We start from the raw sequence: 15,908 nt of genomic DNA on the forward strand, positions 1-15,908 counted from the left end.
GTCCCCGCCTTCTTATTGTTTTACGAGCTCAGCGCCAGTCGGCGTCGATACGCGAACGCCACCCTGCCCGGCCAGAATCAAGTTGCCATTGCCCGCCGCCGTCACCGACGACAGTGAAATACGGTCAGGGCGGTTGAACACGCTGAAGGTCTGGCCATCGTCGTGGCTGACCACCACGCTGCCACCGTTACCGACCACCACGATTGCGCCGTCATCCAGCAAGGTCGCGCCCGACAAACCAAACTCCAAGGCGCCACGGGTGGCGTTCAACTCAACCTGCTCCCAGGTGCTGCCGAAATCGGTGGAACGGTACAGGTTGCCGCGCAGGCCGAAGGCCAGCAGGGTTTGCGGTTGCGCGGTGCTGATTACCCCGAACAGCGAACCTTCATAAGGGCCTTCGAGTTTTTCCCAGGTCTGCCCGTCGTCACTGGAGCGGAACATGCTGCCCTGCTCGCCGACGATAAACAGGCCGGCGTCTTTGATCTGGGCGATGGCGTTGAGGTGGAACTGGTCTTCGTTGTCGAGGCGGTCGCTGACGTCGTTCCAGCTCTTGCCGCCATCGGTGGTTTCGATCAATGCACCGTACGCGCCGACGGCCAGGCCGTGATTGGCGTCTTTGAACCACACATCGAGCAGCGGCGCTTCGCGCTTGAGGTCCTGGTATTGCTGGGTCCAGGTGGCGCCGCCGTCGGTGCTGGCGAGAATTTGCGCATCGTGGCCTACCGCCCAGCCATGTTTGTCGTCGACGAAAAACACTGCCGTGAGCAATTGGCGGGTGGGGACTTTGGCTTGGGTCCAGGTAGAGCCCTGGTCATCGGAATAGAGGATATGCCCGCGATCACCGACGGCTACCAGGCGCTTGCCGGCATGCACCACGTCGATCATCAGGCCTTTGGCGGCCTTGGGGGACTCAATCGCAAACGCTGGCGTTGCGGGGGTATCGCTGGCTGCCAGCACCGGTGTCGTCAACGCAGCACCGGCCAGCAACGAGAGCGCTGTGGCCAGCAACGCAACCCTGCGTGCGGCGCGTGGGCGGCAAACAACCCAACCCATGACAGGCTCACTCATAGACCTTTCTCCCATTTATTATTGTTAGGTCTTGCCTTCCCGGGCTCTGAAACCTGCAATCTAGAGCGCCTGAAGGAAGCAGGGGCCATCCTATCGGGCTTTGGAATCGTCTGACAATCGGCGCTACGTTATCTTTTGTTAACTGGCGGCTTTTGGCCACTTGGTGAATATAGCTGCATTCGCCAAGGTGATTACCGAGGCGTTAATGAATTTTTATTCCATCTATTGAAATATGGGAATTTTTATTCCATTAATGCACATCCTGAAAACAATAATCCAAAGGACCACGGCTATGCGTGAACTCGGAATCGGCTTGATCGGCACAGGCTTCATGGGCCGCGCCCACGCCTTGGCGTTCAACAATGCCCGGGCGGTGTTTGAACTGCCAGTCACCCTGAAGCTGGCCGCCCTGGCCGATGCCGACACCGAACGCGCCCAGCACTGCGCCTCGTCCTGGGGGTTTGATCACGCCCATGGCGACTGGCAGGCGCTGATCAACGACCCCAAGGTCGATATCGTGGCCATCACCACCCCCAACCACCTGCACTACCCCATGGCGATGGCCGCGATTGCCGCCGGCAAAGCGGTGTATTGCGAAAAACCCCTGGCCGTGAGCCTGGAACAGGCCGACGCCATGCGCCGCGCCGCCAGTGCCGCCGGGGTGGTAACGCGGGTGGGCTACAACTATCAACACAACCCGATGATCACCTTGGCGCGGCAATTGATCGCCAGTGGCGAGTTGGGTGACCTCATCAGCTTCCAGGGCGAGTTCAGCGAAGACTTTATGGCTGACCCAACATCACCCTGGTCCTGGCGCTGCGAAGTGGAACACGCCGGCGGCGCCCTGGCGGACTTGGGCAGCCACTTGCTGTCGATGGCGCGCTATCTGGTCGGGGATGTGGTCAGCGTCTGCGCCGATACCCAGACCGTCCACGTTCAACGCCCGGCTGTCAAAGGCAGCAACGAACTCAAACCTATCGCCGTGGATGACCAGGTACACGCCCTGCTGCGTTTCGCCAATGGCGCGCGCGGCACGGTGAGCAGCAGTTGGCTCAAACATGGCTACAAGAACCACTTGAGCTTCGAGATCAGCGGCACCAAAGGCACCTTGGCGTTCGATCAGGAGCGCTTGAATGAGCTTCGCCTGTGCCGTGTCGGCCAGGACGGCTTCCAACGCTTGCTGGCCGGCCCTTCCCTGCCCGGTTATGCGGCGTTCAGCCCGGCAGCGGGACACCAACTTGGCTACAACGAGTTAAAGACCCTGGAAGTGCAAGAATTGATCATGGCCGTCGCAGGCCAGGGGACCGATGGCACCGACTTTGAAGCGGCGTGGGAGGTGGAGCGGTTGGCGACGGCGATTCGCGTGGCTGCCCAGGAAGAACGTTGGGTCAACGTGAACTCGGTTTGAACATGTGGGAGGGGGCTTGCTCCCGATGGCGGTGTGTCAGACGAAGATGTTCCAACTGGGCCACCGCCATCGGGAGCAAGCCCCCTCCCACATTTAGATCACTTACACATTTAGATCGCCTACACACATTTAAATCAGCGCAAGGCTCGGCGCAGCACTTTACCCACGGTGGTTTTAGGCAACTCGGTGGTGCGAAACTCCACATACCTGGGCACCTTGTAGCCCGTCAGGTATTCCCGGCAATGGGCGAGGATCTGTTCCTGGGTCAGGTTCGGGTCCTTGCGCACCACGATGATCTTCACTTTCTCGCCCGTGACGCCGTCCTCCACGCCAATCGCGGCTACTTCGCCTACGCCAGGGTGCATCGCCACCACGTCTTCGATTTCATTCGGATACACGTTGAAGCCCGAGACCAGGATCATGTCCTTCTTGCGATCCACCAGGCGGATATAGCCGCGCTCGTCCATCACGCCAATATCGCCGGTGGACAACCAGCCCTGCGCATCCAGCACCTCGGCGGTTGCCTCGGGGCGTTTCCAGTAGCCCTGCATCACCTGCGGGCCACGCACTTGCAGTTCGCCCTGCTCGCCAATGTCGGCGAGTTCACCGTCCTCACGCATAAAGCGCACCCAGGTGGACGGCAACGGCACACCGATGCTACCGGTGAACTCCATCTCGCGCATGCGCGCAATGTTGATCGGGCTGATGCTCACTACCGGCGAGCACTCGGTCAGGCCATAACCTTCGATGATCGGCAGCCCAGTGACTTCCTTCCAGCGCTTGGCCACTGCCGTGTGCGTGGCCATGCCGCCGGCGATCACCATGCGCAGGTCGGAAAAGTCCCGCGCGCAGAACTCCTTGTTTTCCAGCAAGCCGTTAAACAGTGTGTTGACCCCGGCAATGCCGTTGAAGCGCTCCTTGCGCAGGATCATCTGCACCCGTTTCACATCCCGAGGGTTCGCGATGAGGATGTTGCGCCCGCCCAGGCACATGAACATCAGGCAGTTCACCGTCAGGGAAAAGATGTGGTACAGCGGCAGCAACGTGACGTTGGTTTCCTGCTTGTGTTGGTCCAGTTGGTCGCCGACCCACGCTTTGGCCTGCAGCAGGTTGGCGATGATATTACGGTGGCTGAGCATCACGCCTTTGGCGTCGCCAGTGGTGCCGCCGGTGTATTGCAGGAAGGCCAGGTCATCCAGGGCCATGCTCACCGGAAAGTGGTTGAGGGCCCGCCCCTGTTTCAACACCCGATTGAAACGCACCGCCCCCGGCAGCTTGAACGCGGGTACCTGCTTCTGCACGCTGCGCAGGATGAAGTTCATTGCCGCGCCCTTGAAGGTGCCGAGCAAGTCGCCGATGGCCGCGATTACCACGCGCTTGACGCTGCTGCCAGCCACGACCTTCTCCAGGGTGTGGGCGAAGTTTTCGAAGATCACCACCGTCTCGGCGCCGCTGTCCTTGAGCAAGTGTTTGAGTTCGTGGGCGGTGTACAGCGGGTTGACGTTGACCACCACTGCGCCAGCCAGGATGGTGCCGAGCAGGCAGATCGGGTACTGCAAGCAATTGGGCATCATCAGCGCCACACGGTCGCCCGGCTGTACGCCCTGGCCCTGGAGCCAGGCGGCAAACGCAATGCCTTGGACCTGCCAGTCGGCGTAAGTCATTTCGGTGCCGATGCTGACGTAAGCCACGCGCTCACGGAATTTTTCCAGGTGCTCCAGGAATACTTCCCGCAGCGATGGGTATTCCTCAATCGCGGCATCAATGTCTGCCGGGACGCCGGGCAGATAAGCGTTCAACCACACGCGTTCGGTGTGTTCCTGGCTGATAGCGTTCATGGCAGTCTCCTTATTGTTATTTTGGGTAGCGCTACTTTTCGACAATGGCGGTAATGCCCAGCCCGCCCGCTGCACAGATCGAGATCAACCCGCGCCCGCCGCCGCGCTCGTGGATGGCCTTGGCCAACGCCGCCAATTGCCGGCCACCGGTGGCGGCAAACGGATGACCGCAGCCGAGGGAACCGCCGTTGACGTTCATTTTGGCGCGGTCGATGACGCCCAGCGGCGCGTCGAGTCCCAGGCGTTCGCGGCAATAGTCGGCGTCTTCCCAGGCCTTGAGGGTGCACAACACCTGAGCGGCAAAGGCTTCGTGGATTTCGAAAAAATCGAAGTCGGCAAAGCTCAGGCCTTCGCGCTTGAGCATGCGCGGCACGGCATAGGCCGGGGCCATCAGCAGACCTTCGGTGCCGTCGACAAAATTCACCGCGGCGGTTTCGCCGGTGCGTAGGTAAGCCAGCACCGGCCAGCCGTTGGCGGCCGCCCACTCTTCGCTGGCCAGCAGCACCACCGAGGCGCCATCGGTCAGAGGCGTGGAGTTGCCCGCTGTGAGCGTGCCGTTCTGGCGGTCGTAGGCTGGGGATAGACCGGCGAGTTTTTCCAGGCTGGCGTCGGCCCGCAGATTGTTGTCACGGGTCAGGCCGCGGTGGGGGCTGATCAGGTCCTCGAAGAAACCGCGTTTGTACGCGGCATCCAGGCGTTGGTGACTAGTGAGGGTCAGCTCATCTTGGGCCAGGCGCTTGATCTGCCAGCGCTTGGCCATTTCTTCGCAGTGCTCGCCCATGGACAAACCGGTGCGCGGCTCGCCGTTGCGTGGCAGCAGCGGTTTGAAAAACATCGACGGCCGCGCCTTCAGCAGAGCCTTGAGCTTGTCGCCCAAGCCCTTGGCGCGGTTGGCTGCGAGCAAGGTATGGCGCAAGGATTCGTTGATGCCGATGGGGGCGTCGGAGGTGGTATCGGCGCCACCGGCAATGCCTACTTCGATCTGGCCCAGGGCGATTTTATTCGCCACCAACAATGCCGCTTCCAGGCCCGTGCCGCAGGCTTGTTGCAGATCGTAGGCCGGGGTCTCAGGGGACAAGGTGGTTGATAGCAGGGACTCACGTGCGAGGTTGAAATCCCGCGAATGCTTGATCACCGCGCCGGCAGCAAACTCGCCCAGGCGCTGGCCATGCAGGTTGTAACGGTCGACCAAGCCTTGCAGCGCCGCTACCAGCAAATCCTGGTTGCTGTCGTGGGCATACACCGTGTTGGAACGGGCAAAAGGGATACGGTTGCCGCCGATAATCGCCACGCGGCGGGTCGGGGCCGGATTGAAGCTGTAGTCACTCATGTATGGCTCTCATTCCAGACAAATAGCCCGCGCATATGGGGTTTGTCGCCGGCGAAATTGCGCACTTCGAATTCGCGACTCGGGCCGGTCACAGGGTGTTGCCACAGGGCAACTTGGCCGGGCAAAAAGATCGGCAACTTGAAGTCGCAATGGGCTTCGGCCTGATCCAATCCACCGGGCGGTTGCTGGGCGGCCAAGGCGCGGCCAAGCGTCCACATGCCGTGGGCGATGGCGCGGCGGAAACCGAAGAGTTTTGCGCCGATCACCGAGGTGTGGATCGGGTTGAAATCCCCCGAAACCTTGGCGAAGCGCCGGCCCAGGTCGGCGGGTAAAACCCAGCGCTGGGTGCGCAGCAGGCCGTGTTCCTGCAATGGCAACGCGTCGCCCCAGGGCTCGCCAATCGGGTCTTTTACGTCGCGGCGCAGGTAGAGGCTGTCGCTTTCCCACGCCAGGGTGCCGGCGCTGTAAGCGCGTGTGGCGATGCTCAGCGCCTGGCCCTTGGGATGGGCGACCCAGCGCTCGGCATACACCTCCAGTCGCAAGGCCTGACCTTCGTGCAGGCGCTGGTGCTGACGAATGCGATTGGCCAAGTGCACCATGCCGCTGGCCGGGTACGGGAAGCTTGGCCGGGTCAACAGCATCAAGTGCAGCGGGAACGCCAGCACATGGGGATAGGACAGCGGCACACCCTGCTCGCGCCGGAACCCGCAGGCACGGCCATAGGCGGCGATGCCGGCGGCGGATAACCCCACCGCCGAGCGCACCAGCCGCTCCTTGGGCAGTACCGGCGCGCCGTCGAACTTGGGCTTACGCAGGGCGCGCACGCCATCCAGCAACAACTGGGTGCGCGAGGGCGGCGGGTCGATAATCTGGGTCACGTAGTCCATGGCTCAGGCTCCCAGCAGACTTTGGCCGCACACACGAACGACTTGGCCATTGACGCCACCCGACGCGGGATGCGCCAACCAGGCGATGGTCTCGGCCACATCGATGGGCTGCCCGCCCTGGCTCATAGAGTTCATGCGCCGCCCTGCTTCGCGAATCATCAGGGGGATCTTTGCTGTCATCTGGGTCTCGATAAACCCCGGCGCCACGGCATTCACCGTCACCTGCTGCGTGGCGGCGCGCGTCGCGAGGCCTTGCACCAGGCCGATCACGCCAGCCTTGGAGGTGGCGTAGTTGCTTTGGCCGAGGTTGCCGGCAATACCGGAAATCGATGACACACACACAATGCGCCCACCGGGATTAAGCCCCTGGTTTTCCATCAATGCGGTGCTCAGGTGCAACGGTGCTTCGAGGTTGACCGCCAGCACATCGCGCCAGGCCGCTTCGGGCATTTTTGCGATGGTCTTGTCGCGGGTGATGCCGGCGTTGTGCACCACCACATCGAACGCGCCGTATTGGCTGACGTGGGCCAGCAACGACGAGGCTGCATCCGGCGCGGTGATGTCCAAGGGCAACGCTGAACCATCGACGCTGGCGGCGGCCTGTTCCAACGATTGCTGGGCCTGGGGCACGTCCACACACACCACGTGCGCCCCTTCACGTGCCAAGACCTGAGCGATGGCCAAGCCGATGCCACGGGAAGCGCCAGTGACCAGCGCACGTCGGCCAGCGAAAGGCTTGTCCCAGTTGACACTAGGGTTGCCATCTACCGGTTTTTCCAATCGCACCACTTGCCCCGACACATAGGCCGAACGGCGCGACAGGAAGAAACGCAGGCTGCTGTCCAACCCGTCTTCGGCGCCTGGCGCAACATAAAGCAACTGGACGGTGATCGCCCGACGCAGCTCCTTGGCCAGCGAACGCACCAGCCCTTCGAGGGCGCGTTGGGCGACGGCGTGGGGCAAGTCCGCGCAATGCTCCGGTGCAGTGCCGAGCACCACCACCCGTGCGTGTTGGCCCAGGCGCTTGGCGTTGGCGTGGAAGAATACGTACAGCTCATCCAACTGTTTAAGGTCGACCACCGCGCTGGCGTCATACACCGCGCCCTGGGCCTTGACCGTGGACGGCGCCTTGAGCGTTGCCGGGGTAGCCGCGACCGTGTCGGTGGCGCTGAAGACCTGGTGCACCTGGGAGGCCAGGCGCCCTGCCCCGGCGACAATCACCGGGTTAGCCAGGCCCGGCTGACCGCTGCGATGGCGTTGCAACGGCACGGGCTGGGGCAAGCCCACTGCCTGGGCCAGGCGACGGCCCCAGGGGGAATTGACGAACGATAGGTAGCTGTCACTCATATCAGCATTCACTCACAACACATTCTGACCTTGTAAACCCGGTCCATGTGGGAGGGGCATGCCCCCGATAGCGGTGGTTCAGCCAATGAGTCGGTGACTGATGGATTGCTATCGGGTGCAAGCGCCCTCCCACACTGGCCGCGTTTGTCCTAGTTGACCGAGGCGTTTTCGCTTTGGCTGCTGCGCCGCTTGGTGGCCGGTTCCAACGCCTGCTTGCGCTGCTGCAAGGCCTCCAGCAAACCAAAGTCCTGCGGGAAGTCATCCACCTGGATACCGTGGTCGGCGTATTCCACATAGCGCGCGAGCAAGGCGTCTTCGTCGTCGCTGATCAAGTCCAGCGCCCTGGCCTTGACGCGCCAGGTGGTGAAAGCCGTGGCGGAAATAGGCATCGGTTCGAGCACGCCTTGCTTGATGGCAGGCTTGAGCCGGGCGTCGATCAGCTCCACTTGTGGCAGCAGACGGAAGCCCAACTCGCCATACGCCAACTTGTCGATTTCCGGACGTGGAATGTAGGAATTGGCCAACAACCGGTCACGGGTCTCGCCCGGTGTCTGCACCACATCGGCCACCTGGGCCAGTAGGCGATCCGACGGTTTGCGCAGCGGAATGCCGAACGGGAACGTCAGGCCGCGCACCACGGCGGCGGCGGCTTTGGACGGGTAGTTTTCCAGCACTTCGGCAAGGGCTTCATGAGCACGCACTAGCGCATCCTGAGCCGACCAGTGCACCAGCGGCAGGTCTGACTGAGGCCGGCCGTCATCCTCGAACCGCTTGAGCACGCAGGACAAAATGTACAGCTGCGACAGAATATCCCCCAGACGCCCGGTGATACTTTCCTTGCGCTTGAGGGCACCGCCCAGCACACCCATGGAAATGTCCGAGATCAGCGCCAGCACCACCGACAGACGATTGGCCTGGCGGTAGTAGGACGCCAGCGCGGGGTCGGTCTTGGCAGGTGCGGAAATCAGACGGCCGCCTGTCAGCGAATGCACCGCCGCACGTACGGTGTTGGCCAGCACGAAACTCACATGGCCGAACATCGCGCTGTCAAAGTCTTCCAGCGCCTTACGCCGGTCCGGGTTGCGCGCCGCTTCCATCTCACGGAACACATAGGGATGGCAACGGATCAGGCCCTGGCCAAAGATGATGAGGCAGCGCGTCATGATATTCGCGCCTTCCACCGTGATGGCGATGGGGCTTTGCTGATACGCACGGGCCAGGAAGTTATTCGGGCCCATGCAAATGCCCTTGCCGGCGACGATGTCCATGCCGTCGTTGACGATGATTCGCGCACGCTCGGTGACGTGGTACTTCGCAATGGCGGAGATCACCGAAGGTTTCTCGCCGGCATCCAGGGACGCTACCGATACCTTGCGCACCGCATCGCAGGCATACAAATGCCCGGCCATGCGCGCCAGAGGTGCCTGCACCCCTTCGAACTTGCCGATGGGCAGGCCGAACTGCTTGCGCATCGCGGCATAAGCCGTAGTGCCACGCACCGCAACCTTGGCCAGGCCGACGTTGGCCGACGGCAACGAAATGGCACGGCCTGCTGCTAGGCACTCCATCAGCATGCGCCAGCCATTACCGACTTGTTCACGGCCGCCGATCACCCATTCCAACGGGATGAAGACGTCCTTGCCGGTGGTCGGGCCGTTCTGGAATACGGCGTTAAGTGGCCAATGGCGGCGACCGCTGTTTACGCCGGGGTGGGACGTGGGGATCAGTGCGCAGGTGATGCCGAGCGAACCTTTCGGGCCCAGCAAGCCGTCCGGGTCTTCGGCGCGAAACGCCAGGCCCAGCACGGTGGCGATGGGGCCGAGGGTGATATAGCGCTTGTCCCAGGTCACTTTGAAACCCAGCACTTCTTCGCCCTCGTGCATGCCCTTGCAGACAATACCCAGGTCTGGAATGGCCCCGGCATCCGAGCCCGCATACGGGCTGGTCAGGGCAAAGCACGGGATGTCTTCACCCCGAGCCAGGCGCGGCAGGTAGTAATTACGTTGGGCGTCGGTGCCGTAGTGCAACAACAGCTCGGCCGGGCCGAGGGAGTTGGGCACCATCACCGAAATCGCCGCCGCCGAGCAGCGCGTCGACAGCTTCATCACCACTTGCGAATGGGCATAGTGGGAGAAGCCTTTGCCGCCGTACTGCTTGGGAATGATCATGCCGAGGAAACCGGCATCCTTGGTGTACTGCCAGCCTTCGGGGGACATGTCCTGCCAGACCTGGGTGGTTTCCCAGTCGTTGGCGATGTCGCACAAGGTTTCCACTTCATTGTCGAGGAAGGCTTGCTCCTCGGCGCTGAGGCTGGCCGGCGCGGCTTGCAACAGGCGCTGCCAATCGGGTTTGCCGCTGAACAACTCGGCGTCCCACCACACGGTACCGGACTCGATAGCCGCACGCTCGGTGTCGGACATTGCCGGCATAATCGTGCGAAAGAGGCCGAGGGCCTTGCTGGTGAGCAAGGTGCGACGCAGGGGTTTGATCGCCATCAGCAACGCGGGCGCTATCACCAGCAGCGCCGCGACGCTGGCCCCAAAACCTGCCACCACGTTGAACACGTAACCCAGTGCCAACCAGATCAAGCCGGCCCCTAACCACAGGGTCGCGGCAGCTTGTCGATACGCCAGGGCAATCGCGGCTGCGAAACCCACCAATAACCAGATAACCATGGGGATACCTCTACTCGATTCAGGGCGTGGTTTACGTGCGCAAGGTCGAATTGACCTGCGGCTTAAAGCCACACTACAAACTTGGAAAGCTAATTTCAAATTTTGTTTTGAAATTTTTATTTAATGCTTGAGCGAAAAAATAGCGACTGAACCTGTCAGCCGAATCAACGCGAATTGGACGAAATCGGAACGGGTCGCGTGGGCGACCCCTTCGTTGCATTACCGGTGAAAAACCTGCAGAAAGATGCGCTGACTGCGGGCTTCGCACCGGCACGGCGTAACACAGGATCAGAAGTTGTAAGTGACCCCCAGGCTCACGACATCGCCATAGGCTTCGGCCTTGCCGTCCAGGGTTGCCCCCCCGAGACGATCCTGGTTCTGGGTTTTCAACTTGGCTTTTTCCACGAACTGGTGGGAGTAGGAGCCGTCGATGCCCAGGCCTGGAATCGCTCTGATTTTGTAACCGAAGCCCAGCGAGGTGAAGATCCGGTCGCCATCCGGGATACGCGGGTCGCGGGTGGAGTTACGGGTAGGTGTCTGGTCCGTCGCAACACCGGCGCGCAACGTGAAATCATCGGTGAGCTTATAGTCGCCGCCGAGAGACACCATCCAGGCGTCCTTGTAGTTGTAAGGGATGGCAACGATGGTCGACCCCTCAGACTTCAGGGTCAGGTTTTTGAATGACGACCATTGGGTCCACAAGACACTGGCACCGAGGGTAAAACGATCATTGAACTGGTGAACCCAATCAATCGCTGCGCTGGCAGGAACGTCCAATTGGGTGGAGGCTTTACCGTTCATTTGAAGGTTGAGACCTGGATACAAAATGCCCGGCAACCCGGCGTCGATCAGGCCCTGGGAGCCTTCGTCAGCGTAGATGTTGTATTTGCCTTCAAGCTTGTTCTTGATCTTGGCGTGGTAGTTCAAACCCAGAGTGTCTTGTGGGGTTGGCTTCCAGGCCAGGCCGGCAAACCAGCCCACCGAGGTATTATCGACTTTGACTCGCATGAGCGAGTAGCCAATGCCCGCCGGGAATGGGATCGAATTCGGAGCAAGTGCAGCGGCGGCATAGAGGTCAACGTTCTGGCTGACGAAGCCTTTGGTGTGCTGAACAATCGCGCCACCGCCGATGGAAAACTCATCGTTGACCTTGAACGAAAGCGACCCCGTCAACCCGACGGTTTCGATGCGCGTGTCAACCGCAAAATCCCGTCCCTTCCAGTCATTGTCCCAGGTGGTACGTGCGCCCATGGGCACCACTTGGCTGAGACCGAAAGCGAAACGGTCACCGATCGGCATGACCATGAATCCGGTCGGCACCCAGGCGGTAAAACCGCCCTGCCCTCCATCACCATCGCGGGGCACGGAATTGAACTCAAAGGTATCGGGGTTAACAGTCGTGGTGGAGGTCGGATTGCCTGCGTAGTCTTTGGCGGTACCTTTGTAGTGAATATTGATACGCGCGTAGTCAACGTTGAACTGCGAGATATTGTGATCAATGAACGCCATCGCCGCCGGGTTGTTGTAAGCCGATGACGGATCATCCTTAAACATCGAACCACCACCGAACGCGCGGCCCCAGCCTTCCGCTCCGAACGTCGGAGTAGAGAACCCACCGGCTTGCGCACTGCCGGTTATAACCATCAGGCCGCCGATAACGGCCAGGTTTATTAACGTGCGTGCGTGTGCTTTCTTATTATTCATGCCCGACTCCTTATAGTTGTTAAGCACCGATATCGGTTTTTCCGAACCCGGTTTACTTCAACAAGTGCCTCTTGCCAGGCACTTGCTCACTGCAATTCATGACCGTCCCATCCAGCACCCAGGCCATTTACGGAGAAACAGTAAACGCCGGACTGGGTGAAGCAGTGAGACCTGTGATCGTGCAAGCACCCACGGTTTGAGGGCTTGTGATGCTCAGGGTGTTAGTAGAGTTTTTCCAGATAACACTGATGTTCACTGGAGAACTGCTGCAGTCCGATGCAACCTTTAACTTCAACGCACCAAGCGTTCCGGAGAACACGTCGGGGCCGCTACCTGTCAGCTTCAAACGCCACACAAAATTACTCGCGACAGGAATTGAGCATATGGGGTTTGAACCGCTGAACACGGCACTGGTAATCGCTGCAACTGATCCATCAGATGCAACCGAACCGGCCATCGCGAAGTTGCAAGTCACTGGTACATTAAGACTAAGGGGAGACTTTATAGTAATAGTGCCCGCCGTGGTAAATGCGCTACCGGCAGGGGCAATAGTGGCCGCACTGGCCGTCGATATGGCCCCACCGCAAAGAGCAAAGAGTGTTACACAACCGAACGTTTTCAAGCTTTTCATTGTTATTCCTCACAGGGTCTGGCGAGTCACTTCGCCTATGCGTAGCGCCACTGATCAGATGAAATGCTAAAGCCCAATAGACTGCGTGCGGCTGTTCTCTTAATACTCATGCGCCACTCCTTATTGTTGTATTCCACCCTTGCAAACTTTTTCAAACAAGTGCCTCTTACGAGGCACTTGCCAGTTTCAACGTGTGATCATCACGTCAAGTACTCAGGGTACTTATGGGCTAACGGTGAACGCTGGACTTGGAACAGCGGTAAGGGCGGTAATTGTGCAAGAGCCCACGGTTTGAGGCGTAGAAATACCCAGCGTGTTGGTGGAGTTCTTCCAGTTGACCGCGATGGTCACCGGCGTAGCGCTGCAGTCAGAGGCGATTTTGAATTTCACACCCGAAACAGTGCCGGTGAACGCGTCAGGCCCAGTACCAGCGACCGTCAGCGGCCATGGCAGGTTGCTCAACACTGGAACGCCGCACAGCGGGTTGGAACCGCTGACCGTGGCGCCGGTAATCGAAGCTCCAGCACCACCACTCGCCACGGTACCGGTGAAGATAATGTTGCAAGTGACCGGGATATTCAGGGACGCCGGCGACTTAACGGTGATAGAGCCCGAGGTGGTAAAAGCGGCACCAGCAGGTGCAATGGTCGCGGCGTTTGCCATCGAAACGGCACCAAAGCACAGAGCAAAAGAAGTTGCACAAACGAGGGTTTTCAAACTTTTCATTGTTTTTCCTCACATGTAATGGCGAGTCATTCGCCAGGGGGTAATGGCCATGAACGAGAGGTCACGGTGAAACTGCAGAACTTCCCTTTCCAGCCAAATCTCAATTCAATTACCGCTCTAAACGTGGACGGCGTTATTCAACAACTTTGAAGGTGGGCGGCATCTTGATCGACACCGTCTTGATCTTGCAGTCTTCGCCAATGGGGACATTGGCCGCTTCCAACTTTCCGGTGGCGTTGTCCCACGTGCCATCAGCGGTAGAAGGCCCGCACTTGCCGCCCAGTCCGAAGGCGTGCACATCCACGCTGATATTCGACATGGAACCGCTTTTGGTGTCTTTGGCCACCAGCACCCACGGCAAGTTGGTGGCTTCGACCCGGCTGCACTTGAGGCCGCCATCGAACTCAACTTTGTCGACATTCACGGATGAACCATCGGCAGCGACTTTGCCCGCGACCTTAATGGTGCAGTCGGCGCTGATCAGCGCCCCCTTGGAAAAACTGATGGGGCCCTGGGCGGTGAACGCACTGCCGGCCGGTTCGATACGGGCGGCCTGGGCCTGGTGATAAACGATCAGGCCCAGTGCAGCCAATAGAATATGGATAGTGAACTTGGCAGGTGATTGCATGGTGTACGTCCTTCCCTTTAATTATTGTTGTTCGGGTCAAACCACTTCCTCGGGGCGATAAAATCCTGCGCGGCATTTAAGGCCCCGAGTACACAACTGGGTATTACTTCATGTCAGAACGGCTTGGCGCTGTTGCTGTACTTCTCCAGATACTTCAAACGTTGTGAGGGCTGAAGATTGGTCAGGCTGATATCCCCGGCGTAATGATTAAGCACCCGATGGTCCATGCGCCGGCGCCATAAGTAAGGTACATAGGCCCAGACAATCATGCTCGCGTACCCATAGGGCAGTTGCGGCGATTCATCAAAGTGGCGAAGCGACTGATAACTGCGCGTGGGGTTGGCGTGGTGGTCGGAGTGCCGCTGCAACTGGAACAGAAAGATATTGGTGACAATCCGATTACTGTTCCAGGAGTGCCGAGGCGAGCAGCGTTCATAACGACCATTGGGTAACTTCTGGCGTTTCAGGCCGTAGTGTTCGACATAGTTCACGACTTCCAGCAACGAGAACCCGTAGATGCCCTGGATAATCAAGAAGGGAATCACCGCCGCCCCCAGCCAGGCAATCATCGCGCCCCACAGCACTACGCTGTACATCCAGGCACTGAGTACACCGTTCTTCCAGTGCCAGGCCGGCAGGCCGAGTTTGCGCAAGCGTTCGCGCTCCAGGTTCCACGCGGAGTGCGCACTGAACCACACCGAGCGCGGCAGGAAGGCCCAGAAACTTTCGCCCAAGCGCGAGCTGGCCGGGTCTTCTGGCGTGGCGACACGCACATGGTGACCACGGTTGTGCTCGGTGTAGAAGTGCCCATAGAAGGTCGGTGCCAATGTGACCTTGGCCAGAAACACTTCCAAGGCGTTGGGTTTGTGCCCCAGTTCATGGGCAGTGTTGATGGCAATGCCGGTGGCGGCGCCGGTCGACATGGCCATGCCCAAGTAGGTGAACCAGCTCGGTGCGCCATGCAGTTGCGTGCGATCGGTGATGTAACTGGCGGCGTGGACCAGCCAGTTGGAAGGATCAAGGTGAGCGGTGGCGTGCAACAGACCACCTTGGATGATCCATTCGATGCCGCCGGCAGCCAGCCAGCCTGTAATGATCACTGACGAGATGACGAACAGCACGCCGGTGTAGACGATCCAGCGGTAGTAGCGTTGGGTTTCCAAATGGCTGACAGCCGACTCGGGCGGGTTGCTCACGTCTTCGCCGAGCAGGCCGTCAATCAGTGGGATCAGCCCGAAGATCACCAGCACGCCGACCCACCATAACTGCTGGACGCCGGTGAAAATGGCAAGGGAGCCGGACAACAGGGGTGTGGCCAACGGCATGATGCCCAACCACCACAGGTGGCGCTTGCCATCGGTCCACACGCTTGGCGCTGCCAGAGTCTGGTTCATGGCAGCCTCCTTGGCAGGGAGGTGGAAAACAGGTTCAGGGAGCGAAGAAGGCTCCGGGAAATCAACCATGCGATAAAAGACGTTTTTTTCATTTTTATTCGCTCTTAGGCATTTCAAAAATCATTTCAAAACAAACATTGAAATATTTTTTTAAATAAATAACGCGGAATCGTTAGGTCGTCAACTACTTTTTCGAAGCCTTTTTTACGTGACCGAGCAGTCTCTTTTTCAGCCGTTTGGTCAGGTCTCTAGGGCAAGCATTTGCGCCGTTC

Annotated in this window: 12 protein-coding genes; 1 reads left to right on the top strand and 11 read right to left on the bottom strand. The window is 59.8% G+C overall.

All coding sequences use genetic code 11. The features are described from left to right. Nucleotides 1-12 precede the first annotated feature (12 nt). Entirely contained in the window at nt 13-1,053 is a 1,041-nt protein-coding gene (locus LRO94_RS16050) for a WD40/YVTN/BNR-like repeat-containing protein (RefSeq protein ID WP_032886495.1), read from the bottom strand. Between the two features lie 307 nt (nt 1,054-1,360). Between LRO94_RS16050 and LRO94_RS16055 the strand changes: the two genes are divergently transcribed. Further along, nucleotides 1,361-2,476 (top strand): Gfo/Idh/MocA family protein, encoded by a 1,116-nt coding sequence (locus tag LRO94_RS16055; RefSeq protein ID WP_032886496.1) that lies wholly within the window; start codon nt 1,361-1,363, stop codon nt 2,474-2,476. A 134-nt stretch (nt 2,477-2,610) separates the two neighbouring features. Here LRO94_RS16055 and LRO94_RS16060 read toward each other — a convergent pair whose 3' ends face one another. The 10 genes from LRO94_RS16060 to LRO94_RS16105 form a co-directional block, all read right to left on the bottom strand. Continuing rightward, on the bottom strand, nt 2,611-4,314 hold the full coding sequence (locus LRO94_RS16060; protein ID WP_099602292.1) for an AMP-binding protein: 1,704 nt from the start codon (nt 4,312-4,314) through the stop codon (nt 2,611-2,613). Nucleotides 4,315-4,345: 31 nt separating this feature from the next. Then, complete coding sequence (locus LRO94_RS16065; RefSeq protein WP_032886499.1) at nt 4,346-5,644, bottom strand: acetyl-CoA C-acetyltransferase; 1,299 nt, start codon at nt 5,642-5,644, stop codon at nt 4,346-4,348. Then, nucleotides 5,641-6,531, bottom strand: a complete 891-nt coding sequence (locus tag LRO94_RS16070) for a MaoC/PaaZ C-terminal domain-containing protein (protein ID WP_179178872.1) — start codon at nt 6,529-6,531, stop codon at nt 5,641-5,643. Before LRO94_RS16070 ends, LRO94_RS16065 begins: the two co-directional genes overlap by 4 nt. Nucleotides 6,532-6,534: 3 nt before the next feature. Further along, entirely contained in the window at nt 6,535-7,878 is a 1,344-nt protein-coding gene (locus LRO94_RS16075) for a 3-oxoacyl-ACP reductase (RefSeq protein WP_095184571.1), read from the bottom strand. 149 nt (nt 7,879-8,027) lie between these two features. Then, nucleotides 8,028-10,553, bottom strand: a complete 2,526-nt coding sequence (locus LRO94_RS16080) for an acyl-CoA dehydrogenase (protein ID WP_179178871.1) — start codon at nt 10,551-10,553, stop codon at nt 8,028-8,030. 288 nt (nt 10,554-10,841) lie between these two features. Next, nucleotides 10,842-12,257, bottom strand: coding sequence for an outer membrane protein transport protein (locus LRO94_RS16085; RefSeq protein WP_099602287.1), 1,416 nt, complete (start codon nt 12,255-12,257; stop codon nt 10,842-10,844). 127 nt (nt 12,258-12,384) lie between these two features. After that, on the bottom strand, nt 12,385-12,888 hold the full coding sequence (praB, locus tag LRO94_RS27945; protein WP_285891639.1) for an alkane oxidation protein activator PraB: 504 nt from the start codon (nt 12,886-12,888) through the stop codon (nt 12,385-12,387). Nucleotides 12,889-13,110: 222 nt separating this feature from the next. Next, a complete protein-coding gene (gene praB, locus LRO94_RS16095) occupies nt 13,111-13,614 on the bottom strand; it encodes an alkane oxidation protein activator PraB (RefSeq protein WP_081797686.1) in 504 nt (167 codons plus the stop codon). Nucleotides 13,615-13,747: 133 nt separating this feature from the next. After that, nucleotides 13,748-14,242 (bottom strand): alkane oxidation protein activator PraA, encoded by a 495-nt coding sequence (gene praA / locus LRO94_RS16100; protein WP_179178869.1) that lies wholly within the window; start codon nt 14,240-14,242, stop codon nt 13,748-13,750. Nucleotides 14,243-14,355: 113 nt separating this feature from the next. Continuing rightward, the gene (locus LRO94_RS16105) at nt 14,356-15,636 is read right to left on the bottom strand and encodes an alkane 1-monooxygenase (RefSeq protein ID WP_095184567.1); all 1,281 of its coding nucleotides are present in this window, start codon (nt 15,634-15,636) and stop codon (nt 14,356-14,358) included. Nucleotides 15,637-15,908 lie beyond the last annotated feature (272 nt).

Origin of the sequence: Pseudomonas sivasensis (genome assembly GCF_021391435.1) — a bacterium.
GTDB lineage: Bacteria > Pseudomonadota > Gammaproteobacteria > Pseudomonadales > Pseudomonadaceae > Aquipseudomonas > Aquipseudomonas sivasensis.